Origin of the sequence: Colwellia sp. E2M01 (assembly GCF_018860585.1) — a bacterium.
Classification (GTDB): domain Bacteria; phylum Pseudomonadota; class Gammaproteobacteria; order Enterobacterales; family Alteromonadaceae; genus Colwellia.
In genome coordinates, this window is the sequence record NZ_JAHKPR010000072.1 from 1 (window position 1) to 15,317 (window position 15,317).

At 37.6% G+C, this 15,317-nt stretch carries 16 protein-coding genes; 9 read left to right on the forward strand and 7 right to left on the reverse strand.

Annotated features, from left to right (window positions below):
* The first annotated feature begins 787 nt into the window (after positions 1 to 787).
* Together glnK and KO502_RS13955 are read left to right on the forward strand one after the other, a co-directional pair.
* Positions 788 to 1,126 carry a P-II family nitrogen regulator gene (glnK, locus tag KO502_RS13950; RefSeq protein WP_101345342.1) on the forward strand — a complete coding sequence of 113 codons (339 nt, stop codon included), beginning with the start codon at positions 788 to 790 and terminating at the stop codon, positions 1,124 to 1,126.
* Positions 1,127 to 1,138: 12 nt separating this feature from the next.
* Positions 1,139 to 2,413, forward strand: a complete 1,275-nt coding sequence (locus KO502_RS13955) for an ammonium transporter (protein ID WP_216023176.1) — start codon at positions 1,139 to 1,141, stop codon at positions 2,411 to 2,413.
* Between the two features lie 190 nt (positions 2,414 to 2,603).
* Here KO502_RS13955 and KO502_RS13960 read toward each other — a convergent pair whose 3' ends face one another.
* Complete coding sequence (locus KO502_RS13960; RefSeq protein WP_216023177.1) at positions 2,604 to 3,575, reverse strand: peptidylprolyl isomerase; 972 nt, start codon at positions 3,573 to 3,575, stop codon at positions 2,604 to 2,606.
* 236 nt (positions 3,576 to 3,811) lie between these two features.
* Here KO502_RS13960 and KO502_RS13965 point away from each other — a divergent pair, with 236 nt between their 5' ends.
* The 4 genes from KO502_RS13965 (at position 3,812) to KO502_RS13980 (ending at position 9,136) form a co-directional block, all read left to right on the forward strand.
* Positions 3,812 to 4,207, forward strand: coding sequence for a hypothetical protein (locus tag KO502_RS13965; protein ID WP_216023178.1), 396 nt, complete (start codon positions 3,812 to 3,814; stop codon positions 4,205 to 4,207).
* 387 nt (positions 4,208 to 4,594) lie between these two features.
* A complete protein-coding gene (locus tag KO502_RS13970; protein ID WP_216023179.1) occupies positions 4,595 to 4,816 on the forward strand; it encodes a FeoA family protein in 222 nt (73 codons plus the stop codon).
* Positions 4,817 to 4,870: 54 nt separating this feature from the next.
* The gene (gene feoB / locus KO502_RS13975; protein WP_216023180.1) at positions 4,871 to 7,057 is read left to right on the forward strand and encodes a ferrous iron transport protein B; all 2,187 of its coding nucleotides are present in this window, start codon (positions 4,871 to 4,873) and stop codon (positions 7,055 to 7,057) included.
* 222 nt (positions 7,058 to 7,279) lie between these two features.
* Positions 7,280 to 9,136, forward strand: a complete 1,857-nt coding sequence (locus tag KO502_RS13980; protein ID WP_252730776.1) for a DUF5060 domain-containing protein — start codon at positions 7,280 to 7,282, stop codon at positions 9,134 to 9,136.
* 108 nt (positions 9,137 to 9,244) lie between these two features.
* Here the strand turns inward: KO502_RS13980 and KO502_RS13985 are convergent, their stop codons facing one another.
* The 5 genes from KO502_RS13985 to KO502_RS17265 form a co-directional block, all read right to left on the reverse strand.
* Positions 9,245 to 10,732 carry a HAMP domain-containing sensor histidine kinase gene (locus KO502_RS13985; protein ID WP_216023182.1) on the reverse strand — a complete coding sequence of 496 codons (1,488 nt, stop codon included), beginning with the start codon at positions 10,730 to 10,732 and terminating at the stop codon, positions 9,245 to 9,247.
* A gap of 44 nt (positions 10,733 to 10,776) precedes the next feature.
* On the reverse strand, positions 10,777 to 11,574 hold the full coding sequence (locus KO502_RS13990) for a response regulator transcription factor (protein ID WP_216023183.1): 798 nt from the start codon (positions 11,572 to 11,574) through the stop codon (positions 10,777 to 10,779).
* Positions 11,575 to 11,627: 53 nt separating this feature from the next.
* The gene (locus KO502_RS13995; protein WP_216023184.1) at positions 11,628 to 12,353 is read right to left on the reverse strand and encodes a spondin domain-containing protein; all 726 of its coding nucleotides are present in this window, start codon (positions 12,351 to 12,353) and stop codon (positions 11,628 to 11,630) included.
* Positions 12,354 to 12,362: 9 nt separating this feature from the next.
* A complete protein-coding gene (locus tag KO502_RS14000) occupies positions 12,363 to 13,082 on the reverse strand; it encodes a spondin domain-containing protein (protein WP_216023185.1) in 720 nt (239 codons plus the stop codon).
* A 569-nt stretch (positions 13,083 to 13,651) separates the two neighbouring features.
* Positions 13,652 to 13,780 carry a hypothetical protein gene (locus KO502_RS17265; protein ID WP_289846788.1) on the reverse strand — a complete coding sequence of 43 codons (129 nt, stop codon included), beginning with the start codon at positions 13,778 to 13,780 and terminating at the stop codon, positions 13,652 to 13,654.
* 84 nt (positions 13,781 to 13,864) lie between these two features.
* Here KO502_RS17265 and KO502_RS14005 point away from each other — a divergent pair, with 84 nt between their 5' ends.
* The 3 genes from KO502_RS14005 (at position 13,865) to KO502_RS14015 (ending at position 15,184) form a co-directional block, all read left to right on the forward strand.
* Positions 13,865 to 14,161: a metalloregulator ArsR/SmtB family transcription factor gene (locus KO502_RS14005; RefSeq protein ID WP_216023186.1), complete on the forward strand. Its 297-nt coding sequence runs from the start codon at positions 13,865 to 13,867 to the stop codon at positions 14,159 to 14,161.
* Positions 14,162 to 14,222: 61 nt separating this feature from the next.
* Positions 14,223 to 14,645 (forward strand): YeeE/YedE thiosulfate transporter family protein, encoded by a 423-nt coding sequence (locus KO502_RS14010; protein WP_216023187.1) that lies wholly within the window; start codon positions 14,223 to 14,225, stop codon positions 14,643 to 14,645.
* Positions 14,645 to 15,184, forward strand: a complete 540-nt coding sequence (locus KO502_RS14015) for a YeeE/YedE family protein (protein ID WP_354668334.1) — start codon at positions 14,645 to 14,647, stop codon at positions 15,182 to 15,184. Before KO502_RS14010 ends, KO502_RS14015 begins: the two co-directional genes overlap by 1 nt.
* Here the strand turns inward: KO502_RS14015 and KO502_RS14020 are convergent.
* Positions 15,177 to 15,299 carry a DUF3185 family protein gene (locus tag KO502_RS14020; protein WP_354668335.1) on the reverse strand — a complete coding sequence of 41 codons (123 nt, stop codon included), beginning with the start codon at positions 15,297 to 15,299 and terminating at the stop codon, positions 15,177 to 15,179. The genes KO502_RS14015 and KO502_RS14020 overlap by 8 nt on opposite strands.
* Between the last annotated feature and the right edge of the window lie 18 nt (positions 15,300 to 15,317).

Genomic DNA, 15,317 nt, shown 5'->3' on the forward strand with positions numbered 1-15,317 from the left:
GCAATGTATTACTCACTTATTTAACAACAGCTATAAAATATTTTAATGGGTCTTTAAATCAAAACGATTGAAGACGCTTGATAAATAATTTATCGGCAAAATGTTAAAAAGCTTTAGTTAATATCTGCGATATATTTTGCTTTTAGTTTATACCCGTTCCACTTGAAGATGCTCGTTTCAGGAAGCCTGAGCGATTCATAACCAAGGCACCTTTTTTATCAAGGGTTGTTACCTTAAAAAGAAATGTAACGTAGGGTATGATTTGCTCAGTCTTCCCCAAGGGCTAGTTTAGAAACGCTTTATGCCGCGTTATTGATTTTGAGAATGAACAACCATTCTCTACAATCAATGCCTTGCCTAAAGGCGTTTCTAATTCCAGCTGAATCCTGCATCTTCAAGTGGAGCGGGTATATAACGGTAGGGCTTCTTATTGAAATGTAAATTAGCGGTTTTTAAACCGAGCTTCGTTACCAATCAAGATGCACTTTGCATGGTACGGATATACCTTAACGTATGTAATATCAATAATAATTTATCAAATCATTTATTTAAAAAGTTAACTGCCCACCTATGCATTATCGATTCATTGCTTATTAAAGATTGTTCAAAATCTTCTTTGCACCAGATGTTCTCAGTTGTGCAATGAACGCTCCTTTTTGGTGCGTCAATTGATGGGTTAAAATAACGAAAAGACATATCCTATTGTTTTTTATGGATAAATAAACTTGGCATATGAATTGTATTATTGAAGTCAATATAAATTTAAAACCACAACTAGGGGTTAAGCATGAAACTGATAAGCGTAATTATTAAACCATTCAAATTAGACGATGTCAGAGAGGCCATTTCTGAAATTGGCGTTGAAGGCATCACGGTAAGCGAAGTCAAAGGCTTCGGTCGCCAAAAAGGTCATACTGAATTATACCGCGGTGCGGAATACCAAGTAGACTTTTTACCTAAAGTTAAATTAGAAATTGCTGTTAACGACGATATTGTAGAGCGTTTAGTTGAAACAATTACTAAAGCAGCTTACACCGGTAAAATTGGTGACGGTAAAATCTTCGTATATAACCTAGAGCAAGCCGTACGTATTCGTACTGGTGAACTTGATTCTGAAGCATTATAAGGGGCAATTATTATGGAACAAAGTATTTTTCAACTTCAATATGCTATGGACACATTCTATTTCTTAGTTTGTGGTGCCTTAGTAATGTGGATGGCAGCAGGTTTCTCAATGTTAGAAGCTGGCTTAGTTCGTGCTAAAAACACAACTGAAATCTTAACTAAAAACATCGCACTATATTCTATCGCTTGTATTATGTACTTAGTGATTGGTTACGACATCATGTACGGTGGTGGTGTTTTCTTAAACGGTATTGCTCTTGATGGTGCTAGTGATGCTGATGCATTAGTAGGTGCTGTTCTTGCAGAATCAGCTGCAGCTGAAGGCGGTACAGTTTACTCAAACGCTTCTGACTTCTTCTTCCAAGTAGTATTTGTTGCAACGGCTATGTCGATTGTTTCAGGTGCTGTTGCTGAGCGTATGAAGCTTTGGGCTTTCTTAGCTTTCACTGTTGTTTTAACTGGTTTTATCTACCCAATGGAAGGTAGCTGGACTTGGAATGGCGATGCTGTATTTGGTTTATACACATTAGGCGACCTTGGCTTCTCTGATTTCGCAGGTTCTGGTATTGTTCACATGGCAGGTGCTGCAGCAGCATTAGCAGGTGTATTATTACTAGGTGCTCGTAAAGGTAAATACACTAAAGATGGTAAAGTAAATGCTATTCCTGGTGCTAACTTACCAATGGCTACATTAGGTACATTCATTTTATGGATGGGTTGGTTTGGCTTTAACGGTGGTTCTGTATTAAAACTTTCTGACATTGGTAGTGCTAACTCTGTAGCTATGGTGTTCTTAAACACTAACGCAGCGGCAGCAGCGGGTTCAATTGCAGCGCTTATCTTCGCTAAAATCTTATTTAAGAAAGGCGATTTAACAATGACATTAAATGGTGCGTTAGCGGGTCTTGTAGCAATTACTGCTGAACCTTCTACACCATCACCATTACAAGCAACTATTTTTGGTGCTATCGCTGGTGTTCTTGTTGTGTTATCTATCTTAGCGTTAGATAAAATTAAGATTGATGATCCAGTAGGTGCTATCTCTGTTCACGGTGTTGTTGGTTTCTTTGGCTTAATGCTAGTTCCAATCACTAACTCTGGTTCAAGCTTTAGTGGTCAGTTAATTGGTGCTGCAACTATCTTTGTATGGGTATTCTCAACTAGTTTCGTAGTTTGGTATGTACTTAAGAAAGTTGTTGGTATTCGTGTTACAGAAGAAGAAGAGTACGAAGGTAGCGATATCGCAGAATGTGGTATGGAAGCTTACCCTGAATTTACTCGAGGTTAATCGTACTATTAGAACCTAGAGCCTAGGAATTAGGCACTAGGTTCTTAGGTTTTAGATGCTAAGGCTTTAAGTGCTAAGTATGAAAACCGATATAATTAACTAAAAAAGCAGCCAATCATTTAATGATTGGCTGCTTTTTTATTACTTGTCGTTTGAACTGAAGTTTTAGGTTAATCCCTAGTACCTAGTTCTAGCCTCTAAAACGCTTTCTCAATGCTAAGAACGAAAGTGCAATAAGTGAGAAGAATGTTGTTGAACCACCATCATCTTTTTCATCAGCTTCACTTTTAGTTGCATCAAGTGGAAACGCATCATTAATATCTAAAACACCATCATTATCATCGTCATCATCAGCATTATTACCAACACCATCTAAATCAGTATCAACAGTTTCGGTTGGATCATTTGGAAAAGCATCAATACTGTCTATTACTCCATCATTGTCGGTATCAGTATTTAAAGATAATATAGGACTTAATTCACTGTCTGTAACGGCAGATGAATCCACAATAGTTATTTGCTCAATGACAACAAAGTTTTCAACACCAGGTGTTTGCATATCTGAACATACCTGATCTTCATTTACCACCATAGGAATACCAACTAAAGTGTCGTAAGTACAAAGTCTAAGTTCTGCAATTTTATTGACAATAGCCATACCGTCTTCGGCGTTATCAGGATCATCAATAACTTGCCCAAACACAGTGAACCCCCCATTTTGAAAGTCTAGGTTGTCACTGTTATCTGCTAGATTAAAAAACCATTGATCCGAAGCACTATTTACATCTCCACCTAATTTTGCCATGGCAATAGTGCCGGTAACATTTGAGTAAATAGGCTCATTAATTACTGGTGCCATAGGGGTTAAACGAGTTAACGGCCAAGCTCCCTCAAATTCATAACCGCCGGCTTGCACTACGAAGTCTGTCGCTACACGGTGAACAACAGTATCAGTGTAATAGCCGTCGTTTACATAACTGAGAAAGTTCTCAACCGTTTTAGGTGTAGTTTGGTCGAATAAATTTACTTGAAAATTACCTTGTGAGGTTTGAAATTCAACAATGGTTGCGTTTGCTAAATGCGGTAAAGTCAAGCTTGCTGTGGTTAAACCAATAAATGATAATAGTTTTTTAGTGTTTTTAAGTTTTGCTATTTGAAACATGAAATACCTACTATTGTGTGACAGGATTTTAAAATTGTGCCTCATAGTAAAGGCTGAATAAAAGGTAAACAAGCTACTGTAACATTTTAGTTAACTTTATTTTGTTTAATAATCGTTATTAATATGCATATTGAAGGAGCTTAAGTTCATATATACAGGCGCTTGCATTAACCTTTAAATTAATTACAATAGTCGAGTTTTCAATTACAAAGTACTTTTAAATTAAAGGATAAATAATGAAGAAAACCTTGTTAGTAAGCACCACTCTATTCTTATTGTCGTTGTCTAATGCTGCATATGCGCAAATTAAAGCGGGTGTTGCAATCGATATGGGATTAAGTGTTGTAGCACAAATTGACCGTTACAATATAGTGTTAGGCGATGATGGTTTTGCTGTTGATTACACAATAAGAACAGGCAAATTTGATGACAGAACACCAATTACTTGGTTTGTATCAGGTGGTGGCTGGGCTGGTTGGGATCACGGTTTTGGTGTACGAGTCCCTGCAGGTGTAACTTGGAGCTTTGCTAAAAACTGGGATTTATATGGACAAGTACAACCAGTAGCAAATTTTGATCATGACTTTGATTTAGATGTTGATGGTGCTGTTGGTGTTCGTTTCGCTTTTTAATTTTTTACTGGCTGCATGTGAGTAGATACAAGAAAAGTATATTAGGATCTGTTGATCTTTCGAGATTACTTTTGCATGAAATTGTTTGGTCTTCTTTGTATTTTGTATAAAGGGCAAACAAGGCAAAAAATATTCGTGTAGCTAGCTACACGAATATTCGATAACTCCCGTATAAATTTCAAACAAGTGCTGCCTTTAGGTTCATTTAAAACCTGAAAGCTCAACAGTCCCTAATAAAGTGATTAAATGTATTGTTTAATATACGATTGAAAACAAGGTTGAAATAAAGCTTTTACTGTTGTCTTAGTTAGGTCAATGTTATTATCTTCAGTATTGGATGACCTTGCAGGTATTTTAAGTCTAATTATTATTTTTAGGATTTATTTCATGACATTAGCCGAACTTCCCCTCAATAAGCACGCTAAAATTACAGCGTTGCCTAAGGATGAGGTACTTGCCGCTCAACTGATTGAGCAAGGGTTTACATTACGCTCACATATATCTTTAGCGCATAAAGCCCCTTTTAATGGTCCAATGGCTTTTCGTTTACATAATACTAAAATTAGCATCCAACGTAATATTGCTAAACAAATTAGTGTTAATTTTTAGCCTGTCATCTACATAATAAACGTCGATTATTAAGCAACTTTAAAAGAACTTCCTTTGAAACAATTAAAACATTTCGCTTTGGTGGGGTTTGCTAACTCAGGTAAAAGCACATTATTCAATTTACTCTTATCTGATGGACAAAATAGTCAAAATAAAGGTAAACAAAAGGTTGGTAATTGGTCAGGGGTTACTGTTGCCGCGAAAAAATCAAGTTTTATACTTAAAGCTCAATCAGGGTACTTATCTGATCTACCGGGAATAAGTACATTAGACCGGCACGCAGAGCAGGGTACAGACTTAACTATTTCACAGTCGTTCATAGAAAAAAACGACATTGATTGTTTAGTAAACGTCGTCGATATCAATCAACTTAGCAGACAATTATACCTAACAAGTCAGTTGCTTGAGCTAGGTGTACCTATGATTGTGGTATTGAATAAGACGGATAGACAAACATATTTAGATATTGATACCGAGCAATTAGCACAAGAGTTAGGTTGCCAAGTTATTGCTATTTGCGCTCAACAGGACGATTCGTTAAAAATAGTGCAACAAGCACTAACAGCCATGGATAGCAAGATATCATCGGCTCATCAAGCGTCGATAACAGTCCTACAAGAAGAGCAACCAAAGCATACTAATAAAACACCGACAAGCGTTAGTGCTATGCAAGCGCGTTACGATTACATTAATGATTTGCTCGACCGAGTAAGTAGTGCGGATGCGAATAATGCGGCTTTTACGGCCAACATTAACAAATCATTCTCAGAAAAAATAGATAGCGTTGTTTTGCACCCATTGTTGGGAATTCCTGTTTTTCTTGGTGCTATGTACTTGCTCTTTATGTTTGCTATTAATGTGGGTAGCGCGTTTATAGATTTTTTCGATATTCTTAGTGGATCGTTGTTTGTAGAATATCCTTTGTATTTTCTTGCGCCATTAGATTTACCGCAATGGATTTTAACTATTATTGAAGGACTGGGCAGTGGCTTACAAACCGTGGCGACCTTCATACCAGTCATCGCTTGCTTGTTTATTGGTTTATCATTACTTGAAAGCTCTGGTTATTTGGCGCGTGCTGCTTTTGTTGTAGACAGCGTAATGCAAAAAATAGGCTTGCCTGGCAAGGCCTTTGTACCCTTAATTGTGGGCTTTGGTTGTACGGTTCCTGCGGTAATGTCAGCCAGAATTCTTGATAGTGAACGAGAACGTATTACCACGGTAATGATGTCACCGTTTATGTCGTGTGGCGCTAGATTACCCGTGTATGCTTTATTTGCTGCAGCATTTTTTCCTGATAACGGTCAAAATTTAGTGTTTTTATTATATTTGGTGGGTATTGCTGCCGCTATATTTACTGGTTTCTTATTAAAGAAAACGGTTTTAGCGGGAGGCGCGTCATTAAATATTATGGAATTGCCATCTTATGAAATGCCTAAGTTAACCGACTTAGCTAAACGGGTATGGCAACGTACTAAAAGCTTTGTTACCGGCGCGGGTAAAACCATTGTGATTGTGGTGTGCTTTTTGAACTTTATTAACTCTATTAGTACCGATGGCGAATTTGGCAATCAAGACAGCGAAAACTCAATATTAAGCCAAGGTGCTAAAGTGGTTATGCCATTATTAGCACCTATGGGCGTGCAAGAAGACAACTGGCAAGCAGGTGTTGGTATAATTACCGGGATTTTTGCTAAAGAAGTGTTAGTAGCAACGTTTAATAATTTGTATTCTCCACATGACAGTGAAGCAGGTGAAGACCCATCGCTATCAAGAAGCTGGCAAGAAGCAATTGATACCATTAAAGAGAATCTACTGGGTATTGCTCCTGATGATCCGTTAGGTATCAGTGTTGGTGAAGTGACTGACTTAAACATTGCAGCAGATGAGCAAGGTGTTGAGTTAACAACCTACCAACGCATGCAAATAGCTTTTGTTAGTCAGTTAGGCGCATTTAGTTACTTATTATTTATCTTACTTTATACGCCTTGTGTTGCCGCAATGGGCGCAATTAAGAATGAAGTAGGAACTCGCTGGGCGGCGTTTGCAGGTGTTTGGAGTTTCGTATTTGCTTATTTAATGGCAACCTTATGTTATCAAATAGGTAACTTTATGAATTCACCTATTAGTTCGAGCATTGCTATTGCTATTGCGTTATTAACTTTTGTATTGATTTACTTTTGGTTAAAGCATAAAGGTAAGCAAGTGCTAACTATTCCGGTAAGAGTCAGTTACTCGTAATATATTATTTTTGTTAACAATATTCAATTTACAGTGTGTAGTGTTCAATATATAGTATTTAACTTTCAAGGTTAAAATTGTCAATCTATCATGTAACTAGAAAGAGGTTTTGGTGGGTAGTTTTTGGCAGATAACCATAATAATTTGATAATACTATATGGATAACTTTATATGCTAAAAATAACGCTCATGCACTATTGGTTTTTCGCTATTAGTTGCTTAATGATTTCTTTTTCTACGCAAGCAAAAACTAACGCGGGTACTGCTGTTGATCTTGATGGCGAATTACAAAAATGGCATACAATTACGCTGACTTTTGACGGCCCTGAAACCTCAGAAATAGCAGAAGATAATCCTTTTGTGAATTACCGATTAAATGTTGAGTTTACCCATAAAAAAACAGGCCAACAATTTTTAGTACCTGGGTATTTTGCTGCTGACGGCAAATCGCATAATACGGGAGCTATTTCGGGTAATAAATGGCGAGTACACTTTTCCCCCAATGAAGTGGGAGATTGGACATGGCATGCGTCATTTAGAAAAGGGCGATTTGTCGCCGTGTCAAATTTACCGTTAACGGGTTTAACGGGTGAATTTATGGATAATCAGAAAGGTAAGTTTCACATTACACCAAGCACTAAAAAATATCCTGACTTTCGTGCTAGAGGGCGCTTAGAGTATATCAATCAACCCTATTTACGCTTAGCTGAATCTGGTGAATACTTCATTAAATCTGGGCCTGATTCACCTGAAAACTTACTGGCATACATTGACTTTGATGGCAGTTTTCATAACGATAAGCACAATGATGATTCAATTAAAACTTGGAAAGATCATGAAAAAGATTGGCAAAAAGGTGATCCCAGTTGGCAAAAAGGTAAAGGTAAAGGCCTGATAGGGGCATTTAATTATCTATCTGCGCAAGGGCTTAATTCGGTTTCCTTTTTAACAATGAATATTCTTGGGGACGACAAAAATGTTTTCCCGTATGTCGATTACACAACATACGATCGTTTTGATGTGTCAAAATTAGCACAATGGGAAATCGCCTTTGAGCATGCGCAATCTAAAGGATTGTTTTTACACTTTAAAACTCAAGAAGTAGAGAACCAAGGTTTACTCGATAATGGTGGCTTAGGCTTAGAGCGTAAGCTTTATTACCGAGAGCTTATTGCACGCTTTTCACATCACCTTGCCTTGAATTGGAATATGGGAGAAGAAAATGGTGAGTGGAGTTCGTGGAAGGCAACTGTGCCACAAACCACTAATCAACGATTATCTATGGCGCAATACTTTCATGATCATGACCCATACAAGCACCATATTGTGATTCATAACGGTAACTTTTTTCATGACTTAACCGGCGCCAATAGCTTTTATACAGGCGCTTCATTACAAACCAGTCAGGAAGATTATAGTGGTGTTCATTCAGAAGTAAAACAAATAAGAAACTGGCCCGTCGCCAATGGTAAACCGCTAGCTGTTTCTGTGGATGAACCTGGACACCATAAATATAATTTGCCGCCTGATCATATTGACCCTGAACATACTTTAACTCGCATGAATGCACTTTGGGGAGCATTAACGGCAGGAGCATGGGGGGTTGAATGGTATTTTGGTTATGGGGCTCCTGAATCTGATTTATCTGCACAAAGTTGGCGTAGCAGAGAGCTTTTTTGGCAACAAGTTAAGCATGCGTTAGATTTCTTCAAAATAATAGATGTTCCTTACCACCAAGCAACTAATTTAGATAATGTTATTGTTGATAGCGTTGATGAAAAAAGTGGTGATAAAGATGCTTCAACTCCTACATGGGTTTTGGGGGTTGAAGAGCAGTTTTATATTGTTTATGCGCAAAGCTTAAATAAGGATATTCAATTAAACTTACCTATGGGGAAAACGGATTACAGTATTCAATGGTACGATCCTCGTCAAGGCGGAAAATTAATTTCAGGGACAATAGAAACCATTCATATTGATGAAGTGAAAAAAGAGTACTGGGATAAAGCATCTCGATCCATAGGTAAGCCACCGAACAACTTTGATAAAGATTGGGTTATTTTACTCAAGCGATTATAAGATTAAGGTGGATGTTTGGGGCAGCCATAAGTTAACTATTAATTTATTTAACGGTTGCTCTTACGGCTTACCTTCTTTATTTCCTCTGTGAAGCTGCAAGGGATGAAATTAAGATTGCAGTGGTATAGATAATGAAAAGCTACTGCCATTGCCCAGCTCACTTTTAACCATTAATTCAGAATTTATTACTCTCGATAACTTTTGACTAATGGCTAACCCCAAGCCAGCATGTTGAGTATTATCTTCTATTGCATTACTTGCTCTATATCTAGCGTCAAAGATATAAGCAATATCTTCTTTACTTATGCCGCTACCATTATCGGTTACGCTTACTTTAATTTCTGCTATTAAGTGCGTTACGGTAATGACTATTTCACCACCGCTATCGGTATGACGAATGGCGTTTTCCAATAAATTTGTCATTATTCTTTCTAACTTGGCAATATCTGAGAAAACCATGAATTGGCAAGGTTGAGGCTGCAAGGTTAAGCTGATATTTTTATTCGCAGTTTTTAAGGTAAATTTAGACATAATGTCATGTAATAGCTCACCAATAGCAAAGGTTTCTAAGTTAACCGTTACCTGGCCATTCTCTAAATGCGCTAACTCAAATATTTGATCTATCAGTCGCTTTAATTGGCTAACATTACGTTGTACCGTCGCTAAATAATCTTGTTTTTCAGCACTTGATAAATCATCACCTTTCATCGCTAAGGTTTCAATATAACCTTGCATGGTTGCCAAAGGTGTACGTAAATCGTGAGATAAATGGGCTAATAGCTCTCGGCGTACTCTGTCGTTTTCGGTTAATAAAGATAGTTGTTGGTTAATTTGTAAAACCATGTCATTAAAAGTAGCACCGAGGAAGTTAACTTCATTATGATCAATACCATAATTTGAATCTCCCCATTGCTTTAATTGAACTTGTGTTTGATCAAACTGTACAGCTTTTAATGCCTGCATTTGCTCTGCTAATTCTTTTACTGGTCTGGTGAAATAGTGAAAAACAACTAATAGTAGTAATAACAGTAAAGCTAAGCTAGCGAGTACAAACGCACCATATTTTTGTAGGTTTTTATCGTCTTGTACTTGGCTAAAAATAGAGTCATAAATTTCGCCGCCAATAATGATATATAAATAACCTTGAAGCTTTTCATCTTGATAAATAGGTGATGCTGAAAATATTTTACTGGTGTTAATACCGCGAGGATCATCACCAAAAATAGGTGCTTTTTGTGGTTGTTCAATGAGTTTTTTTAAGGGAATTAACGAAACTTTTTGGCGTTTTATTTTAGCCGGATCCGCTGAATAAGTTAAAATGTTACCTTGTGTATCTAAAAAGTAAAATTCAAAGGCAGGGCCCAATAACATCAAGGTATGAAATAGATTTTCTAACGCAGCTTTATCATAAACACCATCTTGTAATAATGGATTATCGTGCGCTAAATGTTCGGCAAGGTGTAAATGTAATTTTTGCTCTGCTTGATATTTAGATTGTTGTACTAATGAATTACTCCACCAAATAAGTAATGACGCCATGATCATGAAAGCTGCACATAATGTTATTGCGAGTCGTTGGTAAAGTGATATTTTCATTACGAGAAAGTCCTTACTGAGTGAAGAGTGTAGTATTATTGCAATCAGGCGTTAGCGGGCATTACACCTGCGGAGTTAAGTTTGTAGCCCACTCCCCATACGGTTTGAATTATTTTTGGCTCAGAGCAGTCTTCTTCAAGTTTATTTCTAAGCCGATTAATATGTGAATTAACCGTGTGTTCATAACCACTGTGCTGGTATCCCCATACACCATCAAGTAACTGTGTTCGTGAAAATACTTGATCGGGGTGCTTACAAAAAAAGTCAATTAACTCGAATTCGGTAGCCGTTAAGTTGATGGCTTTATCTTTATAAGTGACTTGATGATAACGGTGATCAACTTGTAATTGACCAATAGATGTTGCCGTTTCTTCAATTGACGTTGGTTGTTGAACTGATACTTTACCTGACATATTTACATCAGGTTCAACGTTGGTCGCATCATTAATTATGATGGCATTTTTTGCTGTTACGGCATGCACTCTACGTAATTGACTTCTTACTCTGGCTTGTAATTCTCTGATGCTAAAGGGTTTAGTCATATAATCATCGGCCCCTAGTTCAAGCCCTAATATACGATCAATCTCTGAGGTTTTAGAAGTAAGCATAATGATTGATTGTAAGGGTTTTTCTTGTCTTACTTGTCGGCAAATATCTAAACCGTTGATACCGGGTAACATGACATCTAATAAAATAAGTTGATAATTTTCGCTTAACGCTTGCTGTAAACCCTCATCACCCTCAGTACAAATATCACAATGTAAATCGAGTTCAGACAAATGCACTTTAATAAGCTTGGCAATATCCATTTCGTCTTCAATGATTAAAATTTTATCGTTCATAGTTAAGCCAATGAGTGAGAATAGTAGTACCTCTCGCTCATTGGCTTAAGGCACTACTTAGTTCTTGTAATGGTTACTTTAACAGCAGGATTATCAAAACGATGTGCCTGAGTTAAAACTGAATTAGATAAACCATCATCTTTGCTAACAATACCTGTATGATAACTAACAAGGTTAGTGTCATCACGTGCAGCATCAAAACCAGTACCGCCATCGGCAGGACCGGGAATGGTGCCCATAGCTTCGGTGTTCTTCTCTGTACCAGCATCATAAACATTTAAGTTCCATGATTTTGCTTGGTCGATAGCTAAAGTTGATATATCTACCCCAGTAAGACCCGAGAAAGCGTCATTTGTATTCACTAACATGGTCGCAACCGTAAAATAAGTTGCCATTGAGTCAGTGGTCATGATGTCTAACGTGACGCTAGCACCTGGTGGAACAGGGCCTTCGCTTGATAAGGCAACAATATTATTTTCTGCTGAAATAAAATCTGAATTGTCACCGCCTTCAGCTAATTTTTCTAATGCGGTAGAAGCGCTTTCGCCAATCATCCACATTTTACTATCACCATGAAGACTTAATGCAACAGGCGATAAAGGCTGACCATAAGTTAAATTAGTAACAGTTACTGAATAACTATACTCCATAGGCACTTCAACATCAGGTGTGACGGGGCTCATGTCATCATCATTATCGCCACAAGCCGATAAGCCAAGGCTAAGTAAGCTAACAAGCAGTAATTTAGTTGTAAGTTTGTGTTGGATTGAAATAGACATACAGCCTCCTTATTGCACCGTAATAGTAAGTTTAGCTACAGGGTTTAACCAACGTTGTACGCTATTGTTGATATCGCTTTTACCGCCCGTCATATCATCGTCGCCTAAACTGCCACGGTGAATATGTACTTTGTCGTTAGATTCCATATCAGTAACACCAGTACCGTTCATACCTATCGCATCTTCAAGTGGCGGTGGTACTGGCATTCCAGATTCACCCGGTGCGCCGCTTCCTCTTAACTCGTCATTCGCTTCAGTACCAGCATCATAAGCATTTAAAAATACCGTGTAAGTACCCGCTTCAGTTGGTATTTCCCAGCTATCTAATCCCGCAAAGCCATCGTTTGAAGGTAGTATCATTGCTGCTAGCGATAAATGAGTATTAGTACTGTCTGTGCTTAAATCAAAACTTGTAGATGTTGCTGGCGCTAATAAACCTGCTGCAGGGTTTTCATTAACATTAGCATCAGCATTCATTAATACATTTGATAAACCAGATATGTCACCACCTTCAGCCATAGCCTGTAGCTCAGCGCTAGCTATTTCGCCAGTCATAAAAAGGTGGTTTTCGTTGCTGTGAGCTGCGGTAATTACAGGGGTAAAATACAAGCCTTGGGTTAAGTTAGTTACGGTAACCGATAATTCTTGTGCCATTGTCGTTGAACTAGCAAGTGCCAGTGCAAGTACACTTAATGATGATGTAGTTGACGATTTTTTGAATGCTTTCATGGTATTTCCCTTTGTAGTGAATGTTGGACTAAATGTTATTTTATTAATTTAGATTTTTTAAGAGCCTGTATTTCAGACACTTAATGTGTAACTAACAAATATTATGAGAGGAAATTATCGCGGCGAGATCACGTGTTCATCACCATTTCATGATTAATTCATCACAGAAGTATCACAAAAGTTTAAATGTAGGTCTGTTCAGGCTTTAGGTAGTATAAAAAATACCAATAATGCTCGTTAGCATAGAGAGAAACGTAGTACATTATTAATGTCTATCCCGTTACCATTCAAAATGCATGTTTCAGAGCGCTTTCAATTCAAGGCGCTGTGATGAAGGAATAGTTATTCCCTTCTAAGTCACTGACAGTATGATAAGGCAAACCACAGTTTACAGAAGAGGCAAAGTGGCTTAGCTCAAACATAATAACTGCGGGATTTTCACTCAAACGACAAGCTTTACCGCCGCTGAAGCGTTATTTGCAACATCACGGATAATTATTTGTTAATCATCTTTAACTGCAAAAGCGTAATTTATTGAAATCCAAATTTGTTAATAAATTCATTAATTCTTATTTATTAGGTAAGGCTAATGAAGTAATGTCTAAATAATTTATTGCTAATTTTTGTTCAGGTGAGATAATACCTTTAATAAATGAACGATCGTTATAGTGTGTACTTTTCGAATTGTGATTAAACATGTGCTTTATTCGTTTGTTGAGTTATACGAAACGCTTAAATTCTTAAATAAAGAAACAAAGAAACAAAGAAACAAAGAGGCAATGATGGAAGTAAATGAAATCAAAGATAAAGTAGGCTTAGTAGCTGAGCTATTAAAAACTATGGCGCACCCTGATCGCTTGTTGGTGTTATGCCAATTAATGGAAGGAGAAATGGGGGCGGGGCAGTTACAAGAAAGTTCATCGTTAAGCCAGTCGGCCTTTTCTCAACATTTAAGTGTATTACGGAAGAAAAGCTTAGTGTCTGTGCGAAAAGAATCGCAAGCGGTATTTTATTCGTTAGCTGACCCTCGTATTGCCGCACTAATTACCAGTTTGCATGATATTTTTTGTGCGGAATAAATAGTGGGTATTTGGCGTAGTTTTGAAAGCTATGAGTTAGTTATACAGTAGAGAGAGCTTTATGGAATTTACAATACCGTGGGCGTCATTATTTGGCGGTATGTTATTGGGTTTGTCCGCCGTTGTTCTGTTGTTATTTAGTGGCAAAGTTGCAGGCATTAGTGGTGTTATTGGTGGTTTAATTAATCCTCAAAAAAATGAATCAAGCTGGCGTGCAGCTTTTGTTGTGGGCATGATAACTAGCATAGTGTTTGTGTTGCCTTTGGGCTTTGCGTTACCTGATGTAACTGATACTAATTTATTACTGGCTGCTGTTGCTGGATTATTTGTCGGTTTTGGAACTCGTTTAGGTAATGGCTGTACTAGCGGACATGGCATTATCGGCATGGGGCGTTTTTCAAAACGCTCTATTGTTGCTACGTGTGCGTTTATGGCTGCGGCAATTGTTGTGGTGTTAATTCGTCGATTATTAGGAGTGCTGTAATGTCTGAATCAATAAACACTAATTCAACAGAAGCAAGCTCAACAGTAGTAACATCTAAAATAACTCAACAAACCATCATAGGTATTATTGTTGGCTTGATCTCTGGGCTTTTATTCGGTGCAGGAATGATTATTTCTGGCATGGTTGATCCTGATAAAGTGATTGGCTTTTTAGATATTACTGGCAATTGGGATCCAAGTTTAGCCTTTGTTATGGGTGGGGCGCTTATGGTTTTTGCTCCTTTTTATCATCTGGTTATTAAAAATAGAAAGCAGGCGATAAGTGGCGATAAGCTTACTATCCCAACCAATAATAATATTGATGGTACCTTAATTTTTGGTGCGATATTTTTTGGTATTGGCTGGGGCTTGGCAGGATTTTGTCCAGGACCTGCGGTGGCAAGCATTAGTGGGGGGAGTAATATTATATTAGCTTTTATCTTAACTATGATTGCAGGAATAGTTATTGCTAATCAATATTTATTGGGGCGTTTACCTTTGCCTTTTGTTGGTTATCGTAAACAAGCTTGCTCTATTTAATTCTTGATATACCAATCACAATTGCAATGACTCCAGCAACCATACCTGCCCAGGCTTCAATGGGTGAATCTCCATTTAGAGTGCGGCTTAATTGCGCACTTGCTGAGTCATAAATGTTATACCAATTCCGATA